General features: G+C 66.6%; 23 protein-coding genes. 10 read left to right on the top strand and 13 right to left on the bottom strand.

Annotated features, from left to right (window positions below):
* The first annotated feature begins 83 nt into the window (after positions 1-83).
* From kdsA to AC2EBU_RS01170, 6 genes are read left to right on the top strand one after another with little or no spacing between them, the layout of a single operon-like run.
* Positions 84-938 carry a 3-deoxy-8-phosphooctulonate synthase gene (kdsA, locus tag AC2EBU_RS01195; protein ID WP_484608563.1) on the top strand — a complete coding sequence of 285 codons (855 nt, stop codon included), beginning with the start codon at positions 84-86 and terminating at the stop codon, positions 936-938.
* Positions 939-955: 17 nt separating this feature from the next.
* Entirely contained in the window at positions 956-1264 is a 309-nt protein-coding gene (locus AC2EBU_RS01190) for a DUF1330 domain-containing protein (protein WP_484608562.1), read from the top strand.
* A 29-nt stretch (positions 1265-1293) separates the two neighbouring features.
* Positions 1294-2577 carry a phosphopyruvate hydratase gene (gene eno / locus AC2EBU_RS01185; RefSeq protein ID WP_484608561.1) on the top strand — a complete coding sequence of 428 codons (1284 nt, stop codon included), beginning with the start codon at positions 1294-1296 and terminating at the stop codon, positions 2575-2577.
* Between the two features lie 26 nt (positions 2578-2603).
* Positions 2604-2882, top strand: a complete 279-nt coding sequence (locus tag AC2EBU_RS01180) for a septum formation initiator family protein (RefSeq protein ID WP_484608560.1) — start codon at positions 2604-2606, stop codon at positions 2880-2882.
* Positions 2883-2930: 48 nt separating this feature from the next.
* On the top strand, positions 2931-3554 hold the full coding sequence (gene pnuC / locus AC2EBU_RS01175) for a nicotinamide riboside transporter PnuC (protein ID WP_484608559.1): 624 nt from the start codon (positions 2931-2933) through the stop codon (positions 3552-3554).
* Positions 3551-4261, top strand: coding sequence for an AAA family ATPase (locus tag AC2EBU_RS01170; RefSeq protein ID WP_484608558.1), 711 nt, complete (start codon positions 3551-3553; stop codon positions 4259-4261). Before pnuC ends, AC2EBU_RS01170 begins: the two co-directional genes overlap by 4 nt.
* Before the next feature lie 63 nt (positions 4262-4324).
* Here the strand turns inward: AC2EBU_RS01170 and hslO are convergent, their stop codons facing one another.
* Positions 4325-5314, bottom strand: coding sequence for an Hsp33 family molecular chaperone HslO (gene hslO / locus AC2EBU_RS01165; RefSeq protein ID WP_484608557.1), 990 nt, complete (start codon positions 5312-5314; stop codon positions 4325-4327).
* Positions 5315-5325: 11 nt separating this feature from the next.
* Entirely contained in the window at positions 5326-5850 is a 525-nt protein-coding gene (locus tag AC2EBU_RS01160) for a gamma carbonic anhydrase family protein (protein ID WP_484610089.1), read from the bottom strand.
* A gap of 44 nt (positions 5851-5894) precedes the next feature.
* On the opposite strand from AC2EBU_RS01160, the gene AC2EBU_RS01155 reads away from it, so the two are divergent.
* Entirely contained in the window at positions 5895-6716 is an 822-nt protein-coding gene (locus tag AC2EBU_RS01155) for a ferritin-like domain-containing protein (RefSeq protein WP_484608556.1), read from the top strand.
* A 47-nt stretch (positions 6717-6763) separates the two neighbouring features.
* Here AC2EBU_RS01155 and xerD read toward each other — a convergent pair whose 3' ends face one another.
* Together xerD and AC2EBU_RS01145 are read right to left on the bottom strand one after the other, a co-directional pair.
* Positions 6764-7672, bottom strand: coding sequence for a site-specific tyrosine recombinase XerD (xerD, locus tag AC2EBU_RS01150; RefSeq protein ID WP_484608555.1), 909 nt, complete (start codon positions 7670-7672; stop codon positions 6764-6766).
* A 96-nt stretch (positions 7673-7768) separates the two neighbouring features.
* Positions 7769-8734, bottom strand: coding sequence for a tripartite tricarboxylate transporter substrate binding protein BugE (locus tag AC2EBU_RS01145; protein WP_484608554.1), 966 nt, complete (start codon positions 8732-8734; stop codon positions 7769-7771).
* A 126-nt stretch (positions 8735-8860) separates the two neighbouring features.
* Here AC2EBU_RS01145 and AC2EBU_RS01140 point away from each other — a divergent pair, with 126 nt between their 5' ends.
* Positions 8861-9772, top strand: coding sequence for an AEC family transporter (locus AC2EBU_RS01140; RefSeq protein ID WP_484608553.1), 912 nt, complete (start codon positions 8861-8863; stop codon positions 9770-9772).
* A 75-nt stretch (positions 9773-9847) separates the two neighbouring features.
* Here the strand turns inward: AC2EBU_RS01140 and AC2EBU_RS01135 are convergent, their stop codons facing one another.
* Genes AC2EBU_RS01135 through queG form a run of 4 tightly spaced genes read right to left on the bottom strand, consistent with a single transcriptional unit; the run spans position 9848 to position 13506 of the window.
* Positions 9848-10549 (bottom strand): hypothetical protein, encoded by a 702-nt coding sequence (locus AC2EBU_RS01135; protein WP_484608552.1) that lies wholly within the window; start codon positions 10547-10549, stop codon positions 9848-9850.
* Complete coding sequence (locus AC2EBU_RS01130; protein WP_484608551.1) at positions 10546-11529, bottom strand: MlaD family protein; 984 nt, start codon at positions 11527-11529, stop codon at positions 10546-10548. Before AC2EBU_RS01130 ends, AC2EBU_RS01135 begins: the two co-directional genes overlap by 4 nt.
* Before the next feature lie 4 nt (positions 11530-11533).
* Entirely contained in the window at positions 11534-12349 is an 816-nt protein-coding gene (locus tag AC2EBU_RS01125) for an MlaE family ABC transporter permease (protein WP_484608550.1), read from the bottom strand.
* Positions 12346-13506, bottom strand: coding sequence for a tRNA epoxyqueuosine(34) reductase QueG (gene queG, locus AC2EBU_RS01120; protein ID WP_484608549.1), 1161 nt, complete (start codon positions 13504-13506; stop codon positions 12346-12348). Before queG ends, AC2EBU_RS01125 begins: the two co-directional genes overlap by 4 nt.
* Between queG and tsaE the strand changes: the two genes are divergently transcribed.
* Both tsaE and AC2EBU_RS01110 read left to right on the top strand, forming a co-directional pair.
* A complete protein-coding gene (gene tsaE, locus AC2EBU_RS01115) occupies positions 13486-14019 on the top strand; it encodes a tRNA (adenosine(37)-N6)-threonylcarbamoyltransferase complex ATPase subunit type 1 TsaE (protein WP_484610088.1) in 534 nt (177 codons plus the stop codon). The genes queG and tsaE overlap by 21 nt on opposite strands.
* Entirely contained in the window at positions 14016-15485 is a 1470-nt protein-coding gene (locus AC2EBU_RS01110) for an N-acetylmuramoyl-L-alanine amidase (RefSeq protein ID WP_484608548.1), read from the top strand. The genes tsaE and AC2EBU_RS01110 overlap by 4 nt, the downstream gene beginning before the upstream one ends.
* A gap of 16 nt (positions 15486-15501) precedes the next feature.
* Here the strand turns inward: AC2EBU_RS01110 and AC2EBU_RS01105 are convergent, their stop codons facing one another.
* Genes AC2EBU_RS01105 through AC2EBU_RS01085 form a run of 5 tightly spaced genes read right to left on the bottom strand, consistent with a single transcriptional unit; the run spans position 15502 to position 22505 of the window.
* Positions 15502-16698, bottom strand: coding sequence for an acetate/propionate family kinase (locus tag AC2EBU_RS01105; protein WP_484608547.1), 1197 nt, complete (start codon positions 16696-16698; stop codon positions 15502-15504).
* Between the two features lie 3 nt (positions 16699-16701).
* The gene (locus AC2EBU_RS01100) at positions 16702-18129 is read right to left on the bottom strand and encodes a bifunctional enoyl-CoA hydratase/phosphate acetyltransferase (protein WP_484608546.1); all 1428 of its coding nucleotides are present in this window, start codon (positions 18127-18129) and stop codon (positions 16702-16704) included.
* A 16-nt stretch (positions 18130-18145) separates the two neighbouring features.
* Positions 18146-18907, bottom strand: coding sequence for an enoyl-ACP reductase FabI (locus AC2EBU_RS01095; RefSeq protein ID WP_484608545.1), 762 nt, complete (start codon positions 18905-18907; stop codon positions 18146-18148).
* Entirely contained in the window at positions 18904-20526 is a 1623-nt protein-coding gene (locus AC2EBU_RS01090) for a PEP/pyruvate-binding domain-containing protein (RefSeq protein WP_484608544.1), read from the bottom strand. Before AC2EBU_RS01090 ends, AC2EBU_RS01095 begins: the two co-directional genes overlap by 4 nt.
* Positions 20523-22505: a DUF47 domain-containing protein gene (locus AC2EBU_RS01085; protein ID WP_484608543.1), complete on the bottom strand. Its 1983-nt coding sequence runs from the start codon at positions 22503-22505 to the stop codon at positions 20523-20525. The genes AC2EBU_RS01090 and AC2EBU_RS01085 overlap by 4 nt, the downstream gene beginning before the upstream one ends.
* Positions 22506-22644: the final 139 nt, after the last annotated feature.

The raw sequence follows: 22644 nt of genomic DNA, 5'->3' as shown, positions 1-22644 counted from the left end.
AACGCCCGGACAGGCCGCTGCGGTCAAGCCTGCCCTCCTCGGGTGCGCCGTGCGGCTTACCCGCTGACCCGCGTGGGAACTCCATGAAACTCTGTGGTTTTGAGGTCGGACTTGACCAGCCATTCTTCCTGATTGCGGGGACTTGCTCGATCGAGGGCCTGCAGATGTCACTCGATGTCGCGGGACATCTGAAGGAAACCTGCGCCGCATTGGGTGTCGCGCTGATCTACAAAGGCTCGTTCGACAAAGCCAACCGCTCATCCGGCACCAGCGCACGCGGTGTCGGCATGGACGCAGGTCTGAAAATTCTTGAGGAAGTTCGCCGACAGACCGGCCTGCCCGTCCTGACCGATGTGCACGAGACGGCCCAGGTGGCCGAGGTGGCCTCCGTGGTCGACGTATTGCAAACCCCGGCTTTCCTGTGCCGGCAGACCGATTTCATCCGCGCTGTCGCCCAGTCGGGCAAACCGGTCAATATCAAGAAAGGGCAGTTTCTCGCGCCCTGGGACATGAAAAACGTCATCGACAAAGCCCGGGCGGCCGCACGCGAAGCCGGCCTTTCGGAAGATCGCTTCCTGGCCTGCGAGCGGGGGGTCAGCTTCGGCTACAACAATCTGGTCGCCGACATGAGCAGCCTGGCCGAAATGCGCAAGTCCGGTGCGCCAGTGGTGTTCGATGTCACCCACTCGGTACAGAAGCCGGGCGGTCTGGGGGCCGCCAGCGGCGGAGCGCGCGACATGGTGCCGGTGCTCGCCCGCGCCGGCGTGGCTGCAGGCGTGGCTGGCCTGTTCATGGAAACCCATCCGACACCGACCCAGGCTTGGTCCGACGGACCCAACGCCGTGCCGCTGCACCACATGCGAGCCCTCCTCGAAATCCTGGTGAGCCTGGACCGCACGACCAAAGCGGCCGGTTTCCTGGAAGACCGATTCATCTGACACCGACCGGAGCCGCCATGCCTGCCGCCTACATCATCGTCGACATGTCGATCTCTGACGTCGAGCAATACAAGCAGTACATGGCTGCGGCGCCGGCCGCCGTGGCCGCCGCCGGGGGCGAATACCTGGTGCGCGGAGGACGCTTCGAGGTCATGGAAGGCAACTGGCAACCCGCGCGGGTTGCGATGTTGCGTTTCCCGAGTTTTGAACAGGCCAAAGCGTTTTACGACGGCGAAGCCTATCGGGCGGCCCGGGCCAAACGCGAAGGCGCCACCACGTTTTTCAACATGATCCTGGTCGAGGGCGTGGACGCCCCCGTGAACTGAATCCAAACCATAGAAACCGAAAGGCAAACATGAGCGCTATTGTTGATATCGTCGGCCGCGAAGTGCTGGACAGCCGAGGCAACCCCACCGTCGAATGTGACGTCTTGCTCGAATCGGGCACCATGGGTCGCGCCGCCGTTCCTTCGGGGGCGTCCACCGGTTCGCGCGAAGCGATCGAGCTGCGTGACGGCGACAAGAGCCGCTACCTGGGCAAAGGCGTGCTCAAGGCGGTAGAACATATCAACACCGAGATTTCCGAGGCCGTGCTGGGCCTGGACGCCGCGGAACAGGCCTTCCTGGACAAGACGCTGATCGACCTGGACGGTACCGACAACAAGAGCCGACTGGGCGCCAATGCCATGCTGGCCGTCTCGATGGCCGTAGCCCGCGCCGCCGCCGAAGAGTCCGGGCTGCCGCTGTACCGCTACTTCGGCGGCATGAACAGCTGCCAGTTGCCGGTGCCGATGATGAACGTCATCAACGGTGGCGCGCATGCCAACAACAATCTGGATCTGCAGGAATTCATGATCATCCCGGTCGGCGCGCCGAGCTTCCGCGAAGCGGTGCGCTGGGGGGCGGAGGTGTTCCACGCGCTCAAGAAAATCATCCACGACAAGGGCATGAGCATCGCGGTCGGCGACGAAGGTGGCTTCGCACCCAACGTCGCCAGCCATGAAGCCGCGATCCAGATGATCCTCGAAGCCATCACCAACGCCGGCTATACCGCCGGCGAGCAGATCGCCATCGGCCTGGACTGCGCAGCCAGCGAGTTCTACAAGGACGGCAAATACCACCTCGAGGGCGAAGGCCTGGTGCTTTCGGCCGAGGAATGGACCAACATCCTGGCGACCTGGGTTGACAAGTACCCCATCATCAGCATCGAGGACGGCATGGCCGAGGGCGACTGGGATGGCTGGAAAGTCCTGACCGACCGGCTCGGCAAGGCGGTCCAGATCGTGGGCGATGACCTGTTCGTCACCAACACCAGAATCTTCAAGGAGGGCATCGAAAAAGGCATTGCCAACTCGATCCTGATCAAGATCAACCAGATCGGCACCCTCACTGAGACTTTCGCCTGTATCGAAATGGCCAAACGGGCCGGCTACACGGCAGTCATCAGCCACCGCTCGGGGGAGACCGAAGACGCCACCATCGCCGACATTGCCGTCGGCTTGAACGCCGGCCAGATCAAGACCGGGTCGATGAGCCGGTCCGACCGCATGGCCAAATACAACCAGCTGCTGCGCATTGAGGAAGACCTGGGCGAGATCGCGGAGTATCCGGGTCGCGCAGCCTTCTACAACCTGCGCTGAGCCGTCGGTCGTCGGCTGCTTCTTCCATGGCCGCTCGGCTGGTCGCCCTCCTGCTCGTCGGACTGCTGGTCGCATTCCACGCGCAGCTGTGGATCGGCCGGGGCAATCTGCGTGAAATCGCCCAGTTGCAAGAACAGCTGGCCGCCCGTCAGGCCGCCAATGCCGCGTTGGCCACCAGCAACGCCCAACTGGCAGCCGAAGTGGAAGACCTCAAAACCGGCATGCAGATGGTCGAAGAGAAGGCGCGCATGGAACTGGGCATGCTCAAGCCCGACGAAGTCTTTGTGCACTATGCACGGCGCTGACCGGCCCGCCCACCGGCGGGCCACCGGCGTCCGGAGCTGAGCCCCCCGATGTCGGACACCCTTTTTGCCACTGCCTTCAGCTTGTGGGGCGCACCGACCACCTGGCTGGAGGTGCTGGCGTTCGCACTGGCCTTGGGCATGGTTGCCTGCAACATTCGGGTCATCCACTGGGGCTGGCCCCTGGCGGCGATCAGTTCTTTGCTGTATGGCCTGCTGTTTGCCCGTTACCGCCTGTACGGGGAGGCGAGCCTGCAGGTCTTTTTCGCCGCCATGGCGGCCTGGGGCTGGTGGCAGTGGCTGCGCGGCACGACCGCAAGCGGTGCCGCACTGACCGTGCGACACCTCTCACCCTCCGGTCGCCAGACCGCCCTGCTGTCCGCCGCGGTGCTGTGGCTGTTGATCGGGCTGCTGCTGGACCACTTCACCGACTCGGATGTCCCCTGGCTGGATGCTTTCCCCACGGCGCTGAGCATCGTCGCGCAGGTGCTGCTGGGACGTAAATTGCTGGAAAACTGGCCCTTCTGGGTGGTCGTCAACCTGTCCAGCGTGGGCCTTTTCGTCTACAAGGCGCTCTGGCTCACTGCGCTGCTGTACCTGGTTTTCACCTTCCTGTCGCTGGTGGGCTGGCGTGCCTGGCAGACGCTGATCGAACGCGCCCCGAAGGTGCCATGAGCGAAAGCTGCGCACCCGCTCCACCCCTGCCCGGTGGACTGCGCATCGCCGTACTGGGCGCGGAAAGCACCGGCAAAACGACCCTGGCCGGGGACATTGCCCGCACGCTGCGCCGGCTCGGCCAGCCGCTGACACTGGTGGATGAAGCCTTGCGCCGCTGGTGCGACCGACACGGACGCACGCCGTCCTGCGGCGAGCAGCAACTGATCGCCCAGGAGCAGGCCAACGCCGTGCTTGCCGCGCCCGCCGGTCATGTTGTGGTCGCTGACACCACCCCTTTGCAGACCGCCGCCTACAGCGAACTGTATTTCGGCGACCACAGCCTGACCCCTGGCGGTTTGCAACACCAAGGCCTGTATCACCTGACACTGCTCACCGCGCTGGACCTGCCATGGGTGGCGGATGGCCTGCAACGCGACGGCCCGCAATGGCGCGGGCCGGTCGACCAGCGCCTGCGCACACTCCTGGCGGACGCCGGATTGCCGTTCCGTGTAATCTACGGCGAAGGAAACCTGCGACTGGAGGCGGCGCTTTCCGCTATATTTACTATAGCTAAATGTGACCTTTCTGCGCTGGGTATCGACCAATTCGAGGAAAAAAATCGTTCGCCGGCCGCCGCGGGCCGCCCCTGGCAGTCGCTGTGTGAATGCTGCGGCGATCCGGACTGCGAGCGGCGCCTGTTCCGCGCCCTGACCCACGGCGATTGAGGCAGCCATCGAGGGGCCCAGGGGCGCCGTCGACCTGCCGCGCCGGTCTGCGCCGGAGACGGCTCAGTGGAGCCCGCGACCCGGATTGGGGGTCACCGGGGCCTGGAACAGCAGGGCCGCGTCGACCGGATCGAAGTGGTACTGCTGGCCACAGAAGTCGCACCCCACTTCGATCTGTCCGCGCTCGGCCAACAGCGACTCGACTTCGTCGCGGCCCAGCCCCTGGACCATGCGCGCCACCCGTTCACGACTGCAGGTGCAGGCAAAGTACGGACCACCTTCGCCAACCAGCGGCTCGAAACGCTGCACAGGCTCCTCCCAGAACAAGCGGTGCAAGATGGTGTCTGCATCCAGCGTCAGCAGTTCCTTGCGCTGCAGGCTCTTGGCCAGAATGGCGATGCGTCGGTAATCCTCATTGCGGCCGATGGCGTCTTCATTGTGCTGGCGGGCGGCGTCCGAACCGGCCAGATTGCCCTCGCCGTGGACCGGCAGACGCTGAATCAGCAAGCCCGCCGCCATCGTCGCGTCGGCTGCGAGCACCAGTGTGGTGTCCAGCTGTTCGGACTGCAGCATGTAGTGCTCCAGCACCTGGGCCAGACTTTCCAGCGGTTCGCCATGGTCGCCGTGCAGCGGCACCACACCCTGGTACGGCTGCTGTCCGGGCAAGCGGTCCTGCGGGTCGAGGGTGATCGCGCAACGTCCCGTGCCGTGGCGGTTGAGCATCTGGCTGAGTGTGGCGTCGGGCGCCACGACTCCTTGCAGCGACGCGGTCGCGCGCAGACCCAGGCTGCTTTGCACCTCGGCCACCGCCACCTTCACCGGCCCGTCGCCGAATACCTGCAGCACCAGTGCGCCATTGAACTTGATATTGCCCTGCATCAGCACCGCGGCTGCAGCCATTTCACCCAGCAAGTCCCGTACCGGCGGCGGATAGGTACCCAGGCCCGGGTTGCCCGCGCGGCGACGCAGTATCTCCTGCCAGCTGTCCGTCAGACGGACAAGCATGCCGCGCACCGGCAGGCCTTCGAACAGAAATTTGTGCAATTCAGACACCGTACCCGCCTTCAGTCGATCCGGCGCAAACCGGTGTGAAAACGGCTGGCGTTCTCGCGGTAATGGCGGGCGCTCCAGCGCAGGCCTTCGATCTGCTCGGGCGTAAGAGGGCGAACCACTTTGGCCGGCGTGCCCATGATCATCGATCCGTCAGGGAACTCCTTGCCTTCAGTGACCAGGGAGCCGGCGCCGACGAGGCAATTGCGCCCGATTTTCGCGCCATTGAGTACCACCGCCCCGATACCGATCAGCGATTCGTCCCCGATAGTGCAACCGTGCAGCATCACCTGGTGCCCCACCGTCACGTCGGCGCCCACCACCAGGGGTTTGCCTACGTCCGCATGCAGTACACAGGCATCCTGAATGTTGCTTCCGGTGCCGATGGAAATCGACTCCGTATCGCCGCGCACCACCGTGCCGAACCAGACACTGGCCTGCGCGCCCAATTGCACGCGGCCGATCACCTGCGCACTGTCGGCCACCCAGGCCGTCTCATCAATCTGCGGCGCCACGCCGTCCAACTCGTACACCGCCATCAGGAATCCCCTTGTCACCGGATGCAAAACTTACAATTGTAGGGATGGAGCTCCGATCGCGGGCGCTGGACGCCCTCCGAAATCCCGACCCCGAAGAGAAACTGGCCCTGGCCAGCGCAATCGGGTCGGAGTTTGCTATCCTGCCAATAGCGCCCGGCCCCCTGAAGGAACCCGCCGGCGTGCCCGGGCGGCCGGTGCTGCCCCGCCTGGTTGAGCCGGCGCGTGTGCCCTTGCGTTCGCCCCATACCCGCGAGGGTCGCGCCGCACTCATTCACGCCATCTGCCATATCGAGTTCAACGCCATCAATCTCGCGCTGGACGCCGTATGGCGCTTTGGCGACATGCCGCCGGCCTACTACCACGACTGGTCCCGCGTCGCCGCCGAGGAGGCGTACCACTTTCGCATCCTGCACGAGCACCTTCAGGGACTGGGCTTTCGGTATGGCGACTTCGAGGCCCATGACGGCCTGTGGGAAATGGCCGAGAAAACCCGCCACGACATCGTTGCCCGCATGGCGCTGGTGCCGCGCACGCTGGAAGCGCGCGGCCTGGATGCCACACCCCTGATCCAGGCACGTCTGCGCAAAGCCGCCGAACCCGGCCGCGACGGACGCTGCCGCGCCCCGGATGCGTTGCAGGCCCACGCCTTGCTGGACATCATCCTGCGCGACGAAATTGGCCATGTCGCGATCGGCAACCACTGGTACCGCTGGTTGTGTGACCGCCAGAACCTGGACCCGCTCACCCACTATGCCACGCTGGCCCGCGACTACCGCGCGCCCCGACTGCGGCCGCCGTTCAACACCCCGGCGCGCCAGGCTGCCGGGTTTACGCCGGTCGAGCTGGAACTCTTGCTCGGAGCGTAAGGGCGAACGAACCGCGTTGGCACGGCAACGGGCTGGAGGCGCGCCGGTCAGCCGCGCGGATGGTGCTGCGCGTGCAGGGCTTTGAGGCGCTCCCGGGCCACATGGGTGTAGATCGTGGTGGTCGAGATGTCGGCGTGACCCAGCAGCATCTGCACCGCGCGCAGGTCGGCGCCATGGTTGAGCAGGTGGGTCGCGAAGGCATGGCGCAAGGTGTGCGGCGACAAGGGTGCCGTGATACCCGCCTGAGCCGCGTAACGGCGCACGATCTGCCAGAACATGATCCGGGTCATGCCGGACCCGGGTTTCGGGCCACTGGTGGTGACGAACAGCGATTCGGACTGGCGCGCCCCCAGCAAGACCGGGCGCGACTGGGCCAGGTAACGATGAAGCCAGTCATGGGCCACTTCACCGAACGGCACCAGCCGCTCCTTGCCCCCCTTGCCGGTCACGCGCACCACCCCTTCGGCCAGGCCGACCTGGAACGTACGCAACCCCACCAGTTCGGACACGCGCAACCCGCTGGCATACATCAACTCCAGCATGGCGCGGTCGCGCAGGCCCAGCGAGGTGCCGACATCGGGCGCCGACAGCAGGCTATCGACCTGCGCCTCGCTCAGCACCTTGGGCACCCGCAACGGCTGGCGTGCGGTCAGCAGTCGCAAGGTCGGGTCGGCCGCAATCAGCGACTCGCGCAGGGCCCAACGAAAGTAGCGTTTGAAAACCGTCAGCCGGCGGTTGGCCGACGTGGCACGGGTTTGCGCATGGCGCGCTGCGAAATAGGCGTGCAGATCCGCCTCCGTCGTGGCGTCCAGCGCAGCCCGGCGGTGCGTTTGCAGCCACTGGGCATACAGCGTAAGGTCGCGCCGGTAGGCTTCCAGGGTGCGCGGCGACAGGCCATCTTCGAGCCACAGGGCGTCAATGAACCGGTCGATCGCGGCAACATGGGTATCAGGCATGTGGCAGTGTATTCATGCCGGCAAAAAAACCGCCGGGGCCTGCGGCGGCCGGCGGGTTCCACGGCCTTCAGCCGCAGGCACCGGTACCCGGCGCGATCAGTCCAGCTTGAGTTTCTGCTGGTCCACCACCTTCTTGTAGACCTCGAACTCCGCCTTGATCTGAGCCGCAAACTGCTCGGGGGTGTTGGCAATGATGAGCGAACCGGTATCCTCGATCCGTTTGCGTACCGCGGGGTCCTCCAGGGCCTTGCGGGTTCCGGCGCTGACCTTGTCAATTACCTCTTTCGGCAAACCCTTGGGCCCCAGAATGCCATAGTAGGCCATGCGGTTCACAGGCTCCAGACCGACATCCTTGAAGGTGGGTATGCCCGGCAACTGCGCCAGCTGCTGCGGTGCAGCGACAACGATGGGCACGAGCTTGCCGGCGCGAATGTGCGGCAGGGCCGACGGCAGATTGTCGAAAATGATCGGAACCTGGCCAGCCACCGTATCGTTGAGCGCCGGACCGGCGCCACGGTAGGGAATGTGGGTGATGAAGGTTCCGGTGAGGCTCTTGAACAGCTCGGTCTGCAGGTGGCCGATGCCGCCGGTGCCCGAAGAAGAATAGGAATACTTGCCCGGATTCTTCTTGATCTCCGCCAGAAAACCCTTGTAGTCCTTGGCCGGGAAGCTCGGGTGAACGGCAATCACATTGGGGGTGGCCGCGATATTGATGATGGGCGTGAAATCGGTCAGCGGGTTGTACGGAATCTTGGCGTTGATTGCCGGATTGGCCGCGGTCGTTGACACTGTGGCCATGCCCAGGTTGTAACCGTCGGGAGCCGCCCGCACGGTTTCCGTCGCACCGACCACACCGCCGCCGCCGGCCTTGTTCTCAACGATCACGTTCTGGCCCAGGGCCTTGCCGAGGGGCTCGGCAATGACCCGCGCGATGATGTCGGTCGTACCACCAGGGGCAAACGGCACCTGCAGACGCACCGGTTTGTTGGGATATGCCTGGGCAAACGCAGACCCCACCGCCGCGACCGAGGCGGCCAGAACCATCCATTGACGACGTTTCATCGGAAAAAACTCCTGAGTTGAAGGAAACGGGGGCATCGTAGCGGCTTGGTGCCTGCGCACCCATTGTGGCTAACCCATAAGGGCAAACCCGCGCAAGCCGCGTCAACAGCCGCTATTCTCGGCGGGGTGAACTACGCCCAACTGCTGATCCCCGACTTCTCCCTCATCCTGTGCGGCTATCTGGTCTGCCGCTACACGGCGCTGAACCGTACGGTCTGGCAACAGGTCGAGAGCCTGGTGTATTTTTTTCTTTTTCCGGTGCTGCTTTTCCATTCGATCGTCAAGAGTCCGCTGGACCTGAAGGCCGCTTCGGGCCTCATCGGCGCCGGGGTCACGCTCGGGGTGCTGGCAATCGCGCTGGCCTACAGCCTGCCCCACCTGCCGCTGCTGGGCCGGCATATCGACCGGCGTGACCATGCCGCCAGCGCCCAGATTGCGTTTCGTTTCAACTCCTTCATTACGCTGGCACTCGCGGAGCGAATTGCCGGCGCGCAGGGGCTGCTGCTGATCGCGGTATTGATCGGCTGTTGTGTGCCCCTGTTCAACATGGGCGCGGTCTGGCCCATGGCGCGGCATTCCGGCACCCATTTCGGCCGCGAAATGGTGCGCAACCCCTTGATTCTGGCCACGGCATCCGGTCTGGCGGCCAATCTTGCGGGCTTTCGCCTGCCGGAGTGGGCCGAACCCACGGTGACCCGCATCGGTTCCGCCTCGCTGGCCCTGGGGCTGATGGCGGCCGGCGCCGGCATGCAACTGGGCACGCTGGCCAAGGGCAAGGTACTGGGGGTGTCGGTTCTGGCGATAAAACACGCCCTGATGCCGCTGGCTGCCTGGGCGCTGGCCCGGCTGTTCGGGCTGTCGCCGACGGAAACCGCCGTGCTGCTGGCTTTTTCGGCAATGCCAACCGCGTCCAGTTGCTATGTGCTCGCTGCCCGCATGGGCTACAACGGCGCGTACGTCGCGGCGCTGGTGACACTGTCGACGCTGCTGGCGCTGGCCAGTCTGCCCTTGGCGCTAGGTGTACTGCACCGCCACTGAAGTCGTGGCGTTCACGGGCTATCACCCGGGCGCTGAGAAACCGCAGCGGACCCTGTCCACTGTGCGGGGCTCCGGTCAGCGGGTCCCCGATACCAGCGCCATGCGACGGCGCAGCGCCTGTGCCGACAAGGCATCACCTGCCTGATCGGCGACGCGGGCCTGAACCTCCAGCCAGGCCAGCAGCGGCCGGCTCCAACCCTGGGCCGAGGCCGTCTCGGTGGCCAGCGCCAGAACCTGCGGATGCCCCTGCCCGGCGTGAAACCAGACAGCGGCGGCCACCAGGCGGGCCAGCGGGTCGTCGATGGCCGTCAGCAACGCAATATCGGCCGGTGCCACCGGCCGCGAATCCAGCAGACGCTGCGCCGCCGGGCGGTGCCAGGCCGGCAGCAAGGGAATCTGACCGGCATCCACCCGCCCGCTCAGGTAACTGGCGTAGGCGCGCTCGGCCGGTCCGGCATCTTCCCGCAAGGCGTCGAAGCGTTCACACGGTGCCCAGTCGAGGCTGGCGCGACGCACCGCACAATGCTGCAAAGCCACGCGCGCCAGCAAGGCCGGCTGACCGGTGCGTGCCACGGCCTGCCGTTGCTGCGCGGCTTCAACTTCCGCGATGCGGGTGTCGCCGCGCAAGGCCGCGGCAATGGCGCGTTCACCGGCACCCTGCGCCTGCAACTGCCACGCGGCCGGCGGCGGACCGCCTGCGCACCCGGCCACCACCGCAGCCACGGCGATACAAACCGCCGGACGGACGGAGATTCGGGCAACGCGGCATCCGATCATGGCAGGCGAATCTCCGTGTCGCGGGCGAACGGCCATTTGCGGTTGATTTCATTGACCAGGTGGTCGACCTTGCGCAGGCTGGCGTCCACTTCGGCGCGCAACGCCCCCAGGTCCTCGGTGGCTACGCGGGCCTGGCCGCTGATGGCCTGGGCATCGACCAGCAGCGCATCCACGCGCCGCAGGCTGGCGCGTGCCTCGCCCAGCAAGCCACCGAGTTGCACGGCCGTGGCACGTGCCTCGGTGACCAGCCCCTGGTCGCCGAACACCTGCCGCTCGGCTTTTCCGACCAGACTGTCTGCCTTCAGGGCCAGGCCATCGACCCGCGCCAGCAGCGCGTTGGTCCGTTCAAGGAGCAGCACCACCTTGCGGGCGTCGGCCTCATTGCCGAACACCGCGCCCAGGGCTCCGCGGGGTCCGCGCATCTTCTCGGTCACCGCCTGGACATTGGCCAGGCTGGCGTTGATGGCCGAATCGGCCGAGGTCATGGCCTGCAGATTGGCCAGCAAATCCTTGATGGCACTCACCAGCGTGGGCAACTCGGCCATGGCGTCGCCACGCAACACGCGACGCTCGGCCCCGTCCGGTAAGGGCGGATCGTCGAGCAGACCGGTGAATGCCCGCAGTTTGGTGCCGCCGACCATGCCCCGTTCCACCGTGAATACGCTGCTGGTGCGCAGCCACCGGGCATCTTTCTTGGGCACTTCGACCCGAATGCGGACATTGCCGTCCGCGCCCAGTTCGATGCGATTGACCCGGCCGATCGGAAATCCGGAGAACGTGACGTCCATACCCACGGTGATGCCCTCGGAATCATCGGCAATCAGCACCAGCTTCTGGGTCGGCTCGAAGAAGCCCCGCGCATACAGCAGGTAGGCCACCGAAGCGGTCGCCAGCACGGCCATGAACGCCACGAGGACCATGGCGCGCCACTCCAGGCCAGCGGGCGGATCGCCAGGGGTTTCAGGAACGGGGCTGCTCATGGACTCAATAGTAATTGCCCACCAGCGAGAGCAGTTCGACCAGCAGGATGAGCACAAACATCAGGACCAGATTGCGCAGTTGCGGATTCAGTGCCGCGCGGGGCCTGCGCGGGCCCGCGTCCCGCGGGCGCAACGCCGATACAAACGGCACCAGGGCCACGACCAGGCTCAGCCCGACGGTTTTCAGGGCAAACACCACCGACACCACCGGACTGAAGACATGGCCGACGCGCCGGGTGTAGGAGTCGAAAGCCCATGGCGTCGGCCCGTGCACCACCAGATAGGCCAGCACCAGTGCCGTCACGCCACTGACCACAGCCAGCGCCGGCACTGCGAAAAGGCAGCCCACCACCCGGGGCACCACCAGCATCCGCAACGGATCCAGCCCGCGCTGCCGCAGACGCTCGAATTCCCCCCTGGCATGCAAGGACGCAACCCCGGAAAACCCCGGCAGACTCAACCGCACTGCCACAAACAGTGCCGCCGACAGCGGTATCAGTTCCAGCACCAGCACCCGCACCACCATTTCGAGCGCATATTGCGAAAGCCCGTAGCTGGCCGCCGTCACGACCACAATGCGAATCAGCACGAGACTGAGCAGCGACACCAGCAAGGTGAACCACAGCAACACGGGCGCCGTGCCCAGGTAGATCTGGCGCGCCATTTCGCTGCGATAGGGAGACCGATAGCTGGAGGGCGAAATGGCCAGGAGCAACAACGACGCGGCATCGCGTCCTCCCCGCCGCATTTCGCCGCCCAAACCCGCCCAGCGCGTCCAGGTCGCCGCCCAGCCACCCCGGAAATTGTCGATTCCGCTCATGTCGCGATCGTAGCGCCCGCAGCCGTGTCTGCCGGCGGGGGCCGACCGCCGCCCTGCCCGAGCGCCCACAGGACATGCTCGCGCACCAGAGCCTGCGGATGATCGCGCCATCCAGCCAGCGCCCGAAACAAGTCCGATGACCGCGCCGCCCGGCCCGTACCGTCGCAAGAGGCAGCCAGCGCATTGCCTGCCGCCACCGCCAGATTGCGCAGCCAGCGCACATGGCCGATACGCCGTATCGGGTTGCCCTCGGTCCGGCGCAGGAATTCGGCTTCGGACCAGCCCAGCAGCGCAACCAGCGCCGCATCGCCCAGACCGGGACGGGGATCAAAGTCGGGCAAGGGGCTGCGGCCGGCAAACTTGTTCCAAGGACAGGCCAGCTGGCAGTCATCGCAGCCGTAGATGCGGTTGCCCAGCCGTGGCCGCAGCTCGACCGGGATCGGGCCGGGGTGCTCTATCGTCAGATAAGAAATGCAGCGGCGCGCGTCCAGGCGGTACGGCGCCACGATGGCCTGTGTCGGGCACACGTCGATGCAGGCCTGACAGGATCCACAGTGCGCGGTCGTGGCCGGTGTCGGCGGCAACGCCAGATCGACACAGATTTCGCCCAGGAAAAACACGGACCCACCGTCGCGGCTGAGCGCCAGTGTGTGTTTGCCGCGCCAGCCAATGCCGCTGCGGCTCGCCAGCTCGACTTCCAGCATGGGCGCCGAATCGGTGAACACCCGGTGACCGAACGGCCCCACCTGATCGGCGATCCGGTCCGCCAGCTGCTGCAGCCGCGCGCGCAGCACCTTGTGATAGTCCCGGCCGCGGGCGTAGACCGAAACCACCGCCTCGTGCGGCGCCGCCAGGCGCTGCCATTCGCCTTGGAGCCAGTCCGCCGGTGCCTCGCGGGGCAGATAGTCCATGCGCGCAGTGATCACACTGACCGTGCCGGGCACCAGTTCGGCGGGGCGGGCGCGCCGCAGGCCATGTGCGGCCATATAGTCCATGCTGCCGTGAAACCCGGCTGCCAACCACGCGAGCAATCCGGGCTCGGCAGACCTCAGGTCCACACCGGTAACGCCGATTTGGGAAAATCCCAGCTCCCGTGCCCAGGCCCGGATACTGGACACCGCTACAGGACTGCTGCTCTGACCACCGATCGCCGCCATTCACCGATTGTAGAAACCGGCTCAGGCCCCGGTGCCGCGGCGCTGCGCCGCCACCTGGTCTGGCCAGATGAAGCGGCCACGGCCACCAGTGCGGCCCGTCTGGCGGCCTGTCCCGCCGTGCGCAATGCCTTCATCGCCCTGCAGGGCGACCTGGGTGCGGGAAAAACCACCCTGGTCAGGCATCTGCTGCGTGCGCTGGGCGTGAGCGGCCGCATCAAGAGTCCAACCTACGCCGTGGTCGAACCCCATGAAGTGAACGGACCCCAGGGGCCGCTGTCGATCTGGCACTTCGACTTCTACCGTTTCGACGATCCGCGCGAATGGGAAGACGCCGGCTTTCGCGACCTGTTTGCCAGCCCCGGGCTGAAGCTGGCCGAATGGCCGGACAAAGCCGCCGGGGTCTTGCCCCGGGCTGACCTCACCATTGCCCTGGACGCAGACCCGGACGATTCCCGGCAGGTGACGCTGACCGCCCACAGCCCCGCCGGAACTGCGCTGCTGGAGGCCGCATGATCCAGCGGCGCGACTGGCTGCAGGCGGGCGCCGTGGTGCTGGTTCTGGGCCGTATCGAACTGGCGTGGGGCGCCAGCATTGTTGCCGTGCGGGTCTGGCCGGCGCCTGACTACACCCGCGTCACCCTGGAGTCCGACACCGCCCTGACCGCACGGGTCTTTCCGGTCACGACACCGCCCCGCCTGGCAGTGGACATTGAAGGCATCGAACTGAATCCGCCGCTGCGCGAACTGGTCGCGCAGGTTCGGCCGGACGACCCCAACATTGCGGGCATCCGCGTCGGCCAGAACACGCCCGGCGTGGTGCGTCTGGTGATCGACCTGAAGCAGGACATCCGGCCCCAGGTGTTCAGCCTGCCGCCGATTGCCGCGTACCAGCACCGGTTGGTGTTTGACCTGTACCCCGTGTCGCCGCCCGACCCGCTGGCCCAGCTGATCGCAGAGCGGCTGCGCGACGCCGGCCCCGGCGGCGTCCGCCCCGTGCCGGACTCCCCTGCCACGCCGGAGCCGGCCACCGATCCGCTGGGCGAGTGGGTGGCGCGGCACAGCGCCATGGCGCCACCCGGCCGCATCGAGCCACCCCCTGCGTCCGTTGCCCCGCCACCCGCGCCCCCACCGATCACCGCCCGCCGTCCGGAGGCCGCCAAGCCGCTTCCGGAGACTATAGAAAGCATAGCTAAAAGCGACCAAAATTCGCTGGGTATGGGCCAAAAAGGCCAGAAATCGGTACTCGAAGGGACCGTGGACCGCCTGATTGTTGTCGCGCTCGATCCCGGGCATGGCGGCGAAGACCCTGGCGCCATCGGACCGGGCGGCACCCGCGAGAAGGATGTCGTGTTGCAGATCGCGCGCCGTTTGCAGGGACGCATCAACCGTTCTTCCGTGCGGGGCAGTCCCCTGCGCGCCTTTCTGACCCGCGATGCCGACTTTTTTGTGCCGCTGCATGTGCGCGTCCAGAAAGCCCGTCGCGTCGACGCTGACCTGTTCGTCAGCATCCATGCGGACGCTTTCTTCACCCCCCGCCCCCAAGGCGCCAGTGTGTTCGTGCTGAGCCAGGGCGCCGCGTCGAGCAGCGCCGCTCGCTGGCTGGCCAACAAGGAGAACGCCGCCGACGCCATCGGCGGAATCAACCCGCCTGCCGCCGACGCGCAGTTGCGCCGCGCCCTGCTGGACATGAGCACCACCGCCCAGATCAATGACAGTCTGCAGCTCGGCTCCAAACTGCTGCAGGCGATGGGCAGTGTCGGCAAACTGCACAAGCCCCAGGTCGAACAGGCCGGATTCGCGGTATTGCGTGCGCCGGACATCCCCAGCGTTCTGGTGGAGACCGCCTTCATCAGCAACCCCGACGAAGAAGAGCGCTTGCGCAGCGAAGCCTTCCAGGAACAGATGGCAGACGCCCTGCACCGGGGCATCCTGGCCTACTTCGCCCGCAACCCGCCACTGGCACGCCGCCGCAGCGCCTGAGCACCCGCCCCGGCACTCAGGCGCGCGCGCCAGCAACCGGCAACGCCGCCAGACCGACCCGCGACAGCACCTGCTCTTCGTCGGCCGGGATGACCCAGACTTCGACGCCACTGTCGTCGCCATCAATCCGCACGGCGTCGCCCCCCTGGGCCGCGCCATTTCGGGCGGCATCGATACGCACTCCCAGAAAGTCCAGTGTCTGTCCCAATGCGGCCCGCAAGGGCGCGTCGTGTTGTCCGATCCCCCCCGAGAAGACCAGCAGGTCCAGGCCGCGAAGGCAGGCGACCAGCGCCCCCATTTCGCGCGTCGCACGATGGGTGAAAAGCGCCAGGGCCTGGCGCGCGCGCGGCGATTGGCTTCCCTGCAGGCTGCGCCAGTCGCCACTCAGGCCGGACACCCCAAGCAGTCCGCTGCGCCGATACAGCAGATCGCGCAACGACGAGCCCGTCCATCCCTGATCAAGCAAATGGAGCAGGACACCCGGGTCCAGGCTGCCACTGCGGGTTGCCATCATCAGGCCGTCCAGCGCCGAGAAACCCATCGACGTGGCCACGGGCTGACCGTCGCAGACCGCGGCCATGCTGCAGCCGCTGCCCAGATGGGCCAGCAGCACGCGGCCCTGGCTGCGGACACTGCGCGCGCGCAGGCTCGCCATCAGATGCTCATACGCCAGGCCATGGAAGCCGTAACGCCGCACCCCGTGTGCGCGAACCTCCTGCGGCAGTGGCAACAGGGTCTCGACCTCCGGCAAGGCAGAGAAAAAAGCGGTATCGAACGCGGCAAACTGGATCAGCCCCGGCAGCGCCTGGCCCAACACTTCGACACCGCGCAGATTGGCGTTCTGGTGCAGGGGCGCCAAAGGGGCCAGCCGGCGCAGCTCGACCATGACGTCGGCATCGATACAGACCGGCCCGCTGAATCGCGCCCCGCCATGCACCACACGATGTACGGCCACCCGCAAACCGCTCAGCATCCCGCGCAGGTGCAACTGCCGCAACAGCGCCTGGAGCGCGCGTTCAAGGTCAAAGCCCACGCCGGGCAGCACCACCGGCTGCGATGCCGGCGGAACCGTCCAGCACAGCACTGCCGGCTCCGCCGTGCCACGCCCTTCGACCGACCCGCCCGCCACCCGCTGGCCGGTGTCGTCGAACAAGGCGAACTTCAGGGTCGACGAGCCCGCATTGACGGTCAGAATCGCCGCTGCGCCGCCCATCCGTCAGCGTCCCACCATGCGGTTATGGTGGGCAACCAGTCGCGCCAGCACCGCTGAACCGATGCGCGACCGTGTTCCGTCGGCGCGGCTGGTCAGGGCAATCGGAACCTTGGCGCCCAGGACGACCCCGCAGGACATGGCACCGCCCAGATACTCCAGCTGCTTGGCCAGCATGTTGCCGGACTCCAGATCAGGCACCAGCAGCACATCGGCGTCGCCGGCCACCGGCGAATCGATGCCTTTGATCCGTGCGGCCGCTTCAGAGATCGCGTTGTCGAAACCCAAAGGGCCGTCCAGCACACCGCCGACGATCTGGCCCCGGTCGGCCATCTTGCACAGCGCCGCCGCGTCCAGCGAAGACGGCAGCGAAGGACTGACCGTCTCGACCGCCGAAAGGATCGCCACCTTGGGTCGGGTCGTGCCCAGCAGACACGAGAACTCGATCGCGTTCTGGACGATATCGACCTTCTCCGCGAGGCTGGGCGCAATGTTCAGCGCCGCGTCCGTGAGCAGCAAAGGCTTGTGATAACTGGGCACATCGAAGCGGAACACATGCGAGCAGCGCCGCCCGGTGCGCAGGCCGCGTTGCGCGAGCACCGCATGCATCAGCTCGTCGGTATGCAGGCTGCCTTTCATCAGGCTGTCGACCGCGCCCGATGCGGCCAGCTCCGCCGCTCGCTGCGCCGCGGCATGACTGTGGGCCACGGGCTCGATCTCGCATCCGCCCAGGTCCAGCTCCGCCTCTTCGGCAACCTGGGCAATCCTTGCCGGCGGTCCAACCAGCAGCGGATGCATGATGCCCAGCCGGGCGCATTCCAGCGCACCCTGCAGGGACGCAGCGTCACACGGATGAACCACGGCGCAGCGGGTGACGGCCAGTCCGGCCGACAGCGCGATCAGCTCCTGCAGACGCGCCTGGGGGTCGAACAGCTGGATGGTCGGCGCGGCGCGCAAACGGTGGCGCACCTTGCGGGTCGGGGCAAGCACCCGGGCGCTGCCACGCAACACCTGATCGCCTTGCTGGTTGGTGATGTCGCAGTCCAGCGTGACCTGTTTGCGCTCGGCGTCCTTGGCCACCACGCGCACCGAGGTCGTCAAGGTATCGCCTACCCGGACCGGTCGGCGGAAATGCAAGGCCTGCTCCAGGTAAATCGTCCCCGGTCCGGGAAACTGGGTGCCCAGGACGGCCGAGATCAATGATCCGCCCCACATCCCGTGGGCGATGACCCCGTGAAACGGCGTGCTTTCGGCGTAGCCGGCGTCCAGATGCGCCGGGTTGGTGTCTCCCGATACCGCAGCAAATGCCCGGATATCGTCCAGTGTCAGCGTTCGAACCGACCGGGCCTCCTGGCCCAGGGTGATTTCATCGAAGACGTGATTTTCAATGAGGGCGCCGTCCTGGTTCAGGACGTTTTCAAGCGGTATCGACATGGTGGGGAAGGTAGAGTCAAGCGATGGCGTGGTATCCGGCATCGACGTAGATCGTCTGACCGGTCATTCCGGCCGACGCGTCGCTGCACAGGAAGGCGGTGAGATGGGCGATTTCGTCGAGGCTGACCAGCCGGCCCAGGGGTGCCCGCCTGCGGGCATCGTCAAGCAGGTCATCGAAATGGTCGATGCCACTGGCGGCGCGCGTCGGAATGGGCCCGGGCGAAACCGCATGCACCCGCAAGCCCGACGGACCCAGCTCGCGGGCAAGATAGCGCACCAGCGCCTCCAGCGCGGCCTTCACCGGCCCCATCAGGCCGTAGTGGGGCACCGCCCGGCTTGCCCCCAGATAACTCATCGTGACCATGCTGCCGCCGGCCATGTGCGGCGCGCAAATGCGGGCGAGCCGGGCGAAAGAATGGCAGGAAAGGTCCATGGCCCGGGCGAACCCCGCGGCGCTGGTTTCCATGACCGGCGCATGCAGATCGACGGTGGGCGCCCAGGCAATCGAATGGACAACGAAATCCAGACCGCCCAAGGCGTCAACCGCGCCCAGAACGGCCGATTCCAGCTGGCTGTCCGACTCGACGTTGCACACCTGCAAGGGCATGTCCAGCGCCTGCGTCAGCCCGACGACGGCGGCATAGGCCCGCTCGTTGACACAGGAACCCACCAGCCGGGCCCCCTGTTGCCGGGCCAGTCGCGCGAAACCATAGGCAATGCTGTGCTCATTGGCGATCCCGAGGATCAGGCCCCGCTTGCCGTGCAGCCCGGGATTCATGACGTGCCTTCCCGCAGGCGCGCAAGCCGCTCCTGCAGCGCAATGTCCGGAACCAGCCGTCCGGCCAGCAGGCCCGGCCACACGGTGCCGTCGTCGCCGCAGAGCGTGATCGGTGATCCTTCGTCGATCCGCATGTCGCCCAGCCAGATGCACCGTGCCGGCAGGTCGATCCGCAGTCCCTCGCAAGCCACCAGGCAGGTCTTGCCCAGTTGCCGGGCAACCACTGCCGCGTGCGAGGTTCGTGCTCCGCGCTGGGTCAGCAGACCCTGGGCAATGTCGACGGCAGCGATGTCGCGCGTTTCCGCGTCGGCGCGCACCAGCACCACCGGCGCGCCTTGCGCCACCCGGCGAATGGCGGCCTCGCTGTCGAGCACCAGTTCACCTGCGGCCACTCCGGGACTGGCCACATGGGCCTGCGCCAGCGGACGCCGCGCGTCCGAACCCGCCGGGGCATCGGCGGTGGTCTCAGTCAGCCGCATCACACCCAACTGCTCGCTATCGACGGCATCGGTACGCGAACGCGCTGTCGGGCCGTCAATCACGCCTTCGTGCAGCAGATCCAGCGCAATGCGGGCGGTTGCCAGCAGCGTGCGTTTTCCCGCGCGGGTCTGCAGCCAAAACAGGCGGCCGTCCTCCACCGTGAACTCGAAATCCTGCATGTCGCCGAAAGCCTGCTCCAGCCGCTGGCAACCCTGCAGGAGTTCAGCCCAGGCATGCGGTGCGGCGGCCGCCAGGCGTTGGTGACCATGGGCATTGCGCCGGCCCGACACCACATCCTCCCCCTGCGCGTTGGCCAGGTAGTCCACCCAGGGCCGGGGATCCCCTGTCGTCGGATCGCGGGTGAAACCGACACCGGCACCGGAGCGGCCACCCGCGTTGCCAAACACCATGACCTGCACGATCACCGCCGTGCCCAGGCTTTCGTCGATACCATGCCGCGCGCGGTAAGCCTGCGCCTTGTCGGCCTGCCAGGAGCGGTGCACCGCCAGCACCGCGCCGTGCAGCTGGTCCCGTGCGGACTGCGGGAAATCCACATTCGCCAGGCTGCGATAGATGCTACGGAAGCTGCGCGTCAGGTCGCGCAGTTCAGAAAAGTCCAGATCACTCTCCACGCGCCCGTCCAACGCCCGCGCCAGTTCCGCATCAAACGGGGCCGGATCGAGGCCCATCACGGTTTCGGCGTACGACGCCACCAGCCGCCGGTACGAATCCCACACCAGGCGCGGGTTGCCGGTGCGCCGCAAAAGACCCGACACCGTGGCGTCGCAAAGCCCGATATTGAGCAGCGTCTCCAGCATCCCCGGCATGGACACCGGCGCGCCGGAGCGCACCGACACGATCAGCGGACGCGACGGCTCGCCCAGCACGGCGCCGGTCAGTGACTCCAGGCTGGGAAGGGTGGCCGCCAGGGCGTTGCGAATCTGCTCGGTACCAACCCGCGAATAGGCGGTGCCCAGCACCAGCGCCGCAGGCACCGGCAGACCCAGCTGGGCCATCCGGGCGAGGTTGGCCGCCTTGGCACCGACGCTGCTGCGGTCCAGGGCCTCCTCGGCGTCATCGGGGCGGTCTGGCGCACCAATCAGCACCACATGGGCCGGCCAGGGTTGGGGACTGTTCATGGGGAAAGCTCCGACTTGTCGACGACCAGCTGGCGCAAGGCATATCCTGCCGCCAACAGGGCATCGGTCGCCTTTTCAATCGTGGTGCCAATCTCGGTCACCAGCATCAGGGTGGACGGCCGGTCATGGCACAAGGCCAGCGCGGTGCGGCGGGTCTGGCGTGCCAGCTCATCGCACTGGCGCTCGGCCCGCAACATGCGCCACAGGGCCTGAAGGAAGGCCTCGCTGTCGCGCTGGTCGCTGAACTCGCTGACATGCCGGCCGATTTCAACCACCCGCACCAGATCCTGCACCGCAGCAAAGGTGGCCTGCCCCAGCTCGGCCAGCTGGCTGCGCACCGCCGCCGGCACGGACACCGCCGGCTCGCGACAGGTCAGGTCGACCAGAAAAACCGCCTCTTCGATCGCATCGGCCACGTCATCGCTGTGTTCCAGCAGCTGCGCCAACGGCCGCCAGCGCGAATGCCGCAACGCGCGCTGGCGAACATTGGTCAGCAGTTCATCGGCGCGGTGCTCCCAGCCTTTGGCGCGGTCCACCGCCGCGGTCGTTTCGGACGGATCCGCGCCCTGCCCCAGGCGGTCCAGCGCATCACACAGGGCCGAGGCCAGCGCATGGGTATAGGCGGCATGGTCGGCCAGCAGGTCAAACTCGAAGGCGCGTTCGCGCAAGGTCCGCGCCAGCATCATGCGTGCCTGATCGGTCACCATCTCCCGCGGGCGTCCCTCCAGCAGCGTGCGCGCGGAAACGTCCAGCAGGTCGACCAGGAAATCGGCCGCCGGAGCCTCGCCGATCAGTTCGTCAAGCCGTTCGCCGATACGAAACAGATCCGGGTCAACCGCCTGCATGGCCGAATGCACCACCTTTTCGCCCCCCGCGAGCAGCCAGGCCATGTGGCCGCACCCCCGATCGGCGGCGCGACCGAGAATGTCCACGGCCACCGATTTGCGCACAAACCACTGCAAGCGCTTGCGAGCCCGGTTCCAGTCGACCAGAAACACCAGCTGTCCGCCGACATGCCGCAGCGCCGCGCGCAACTGCGCTTTCGATACGGCCTGCAGCCGGGCCACCCCCACCACATACGGCCGACCCTCGTTCAAGCCGGGGGTGCGCACGGGCTCGTCAACCTGCCAGCCAAAGCCCGCCAACGCCAGCCGGTGGCGAAAGAAAGCGTGGCGCGGCGGATGCAGGTCCGAATAGGTCACGGTGATCTCGCGCTGACGCACGGCAATCACCACCACATGAGCGTCGTTGGTGCCGATGTCGTTCTGGATCAGCAACTGCTCGCCGTCGCGGGTGACGGCCGTGTCCAGGCCCGGGTGGTCAAACTTGAGCGGCGCCGTGCCGTTGAGGCCTGCCATGAACGATTCGACCCATTCGCGATCGGTCGCCCGGATCTGCCAGACATGGGCGCCGTCGATATCCTCGGTGGCCAGTTCGGCCGAGCGCCGGTTGATGGCCTTGTGAAGGTCCATGACCAGCAGGTGCAGGCTGTCGCCCGCCGCGCGGTCGCCATGGGTCAGCTCCGTGATCGCCCGGACATCCAGCCCCTGGGCTGCGACCGCTTCCAGTCGCTTCAGCCGCTGCACCCAGTCGGCACTTCGCTGCGGAATGGCTGACCCGTCTTCGCGATCGGCCGGCGTGGGTGCATCGCCCAGCGGCCGTGCCATGGTGCGCAGATCCTGGGCCAGTGTCTGCAACAGCTCTTCGGAGCCTGGCACCATCAGGCGGTCGCCGTCCAGATAGGCTTTGCTCACCAGAGCGCGTGGCCAGACAAGGTCCTGCATGCCGGCCTGAGCCAGCTCATGACCCCAGTCCGGGCACGGCGATGCCGGGTCCTGCGCGTGGCTGCGCGCGGCCTGAAGCAGGCTCAGCAAAAGCTTGATCCGGTCGTTGGCCGCCAGCGCAGCCTTGATCCACGCCGGCATCAGCAAGCTGTCGGCGCCCAGGGATTCAACGGCGCGCGATTTGCTCAGTGGCATGAGCGTTTTCCTTGTGGTGGTGTTTCTTCTGTGCCAAGTGTCGCGCGGCCAGATTGCAAACCGGTGAAAGCGCTTTCCAAAGTGCCATCGTCTTGCTGCAGATCAAGACTTCCGGTCCATTTCATCCAATTGACACACA

This window comes from Curvibacter sp. T50 (assembly GCF_057219955.1).
The sequence above is the reverse complement of the archived record's forward strand: the minus strand, read 5'-3'. Positions and strand labels throughout refer to the sequence as shown.

Bases quoted from the DNA above. Each gene is read 5' to 3' on its own strand.
- pnuC (WP_484608559.1), top strand. From the start codon at position 2,931: ATGTCGGACACCCTTTTTGCCACTGCCTTCAGCTTGTGGGGCGCACCG.
- AC2EBU_RS01170 (WP_484608558.1), top strand. From the start codon at position 3,551: ATGAGCGAAAGCTGCGCACCCGCTCCACCCCTGCCCGGTGGACTGCGC.
- AC2EBU_RS01110 (WP_484608548.1), top strand. From the start codon at position 14,016: ATGATCCAGCGGCGCGACTGGCTGCAGGCGGGCGCCGTGGTGCTGGTT.
- AC2EBU_RS01100 (WP_484608546.1), bottom strand. From the start codon at position 18,129: ATGTCGATACCGCTTGAAAACGTCCTGAACCAGGACGGCGCCCTCATT.
- AC2EBU_RS01105 (WP_484608547.1), bottom strand. From the start codon at position 16,698: ATGGGCGGCGCAGCGGCGATTCTGACCGTCAATGCGGGCTCGTCGACC.
- AC2EBU_RS01125 (WP_484608550.1), bottom strand. From the start codon at position 12,349: ATGAGCGGAATCGACAATTTCCGGGGTGGCTGGGCGGCGACCTGGACG.
- eno (WP_484608561.1), top strand. From the start codon at position 1,294: ATGAGCGCTATTGTTGATATCGTCGGCCGCGAAGTGCTGGACAGCCGA.
- AC2EBU_RS01180 (WP_484608560.1), top strand. From the start codon at position 2,604: ATGGCCGCTCGGCTGGTCGCCCTCCTGCTCGTCGGACTGCTGGTCGCA.
- AC2EBU_RS01135 (WP_484608552.1), bottom strand. From the start codon at position 10,549: ATGATCGGATGCCGCGTTGCCCGAATCTCCGTCCGTCCGGCGGTTTGT.
- AC2EBU_RS01160 (WP_484610089.1), bottom strand. From the start codon at position 5,850: ATGGCGGTGTACGAGTTGGACGGCGTGGCGCCGCAGATTGATGAGACG.
- AC2EBU_RS01095 (WP_484608545.1), bottom strand. From the start codon at position 18,907: ATGAATCCCGGGCTGCACGGCAAGCGGGGCCTGATCCTCGGGATCGCC.
- AC2EBU_RS01155 (WP_484608556.1), top strand. From the start codon at position 5,895: ATGGAGCTCCGATCGCGGGCGCTGGACGCCCTCCGAAATCCCGACCCC.
- AC2EBU_RS01085 (WP_484608543.1), bottom strand. From the start codon at position 22,505: ATGCCACTGAGCAAATCGCGCGCCGTTGAATCCCTGGGCGCCGACAGC.
- AC2EBU_RS01090 (WP_484608544.1), bottom strand. From the start codon at position 20,526: ATGAACAGTCCCCAACCCTGGCCGGCCCATGTGGTGCTGATTGGTGCG.
- AC2EBU_RS01190 (WP_484608562.1), top strand. From the start codon at position 956: ATGCCTGCCGCCTACATCATCGTCGACATGTCGATCTCTGACGTCGAG.
- xerD (WP_484608555.1), bottom strand. From the start codon at position 7,672: ATGCCTGATACCCATGTTGCCGCGATCGACCGGTTCATTGACGCCCTG.
- AC2EBU_RS01130 (WP_484608551.1), bottom strand. From the start codon at position 11,529: ATGAGCAGCCCCGTTCCTGAAACCCCTGGCGATCCGCCCGCTGGCCTG.
- AC2EBU_RS01145 (WP_484608554.1), bottom strand. From the start codon at position 8,734: ATGAAACGTCGTCAATGGATGGTTCTGGCCGCCTCGGTCGCGGCGGTG.
- queG (WP_484608549.1), bottom strand. From the start codon at position 13,506: ATGGCGGCGATCGGTGGTCAGAGCAGCAGTCCTGTAGCGGTGTCCAGT.
- kdsA (WP_484608563.1), top strand. From the start codon at position 84: ATGAAACTCTGTGGTTTTGAGGTCGGACTTGACCAGCCATTCTTCCTG.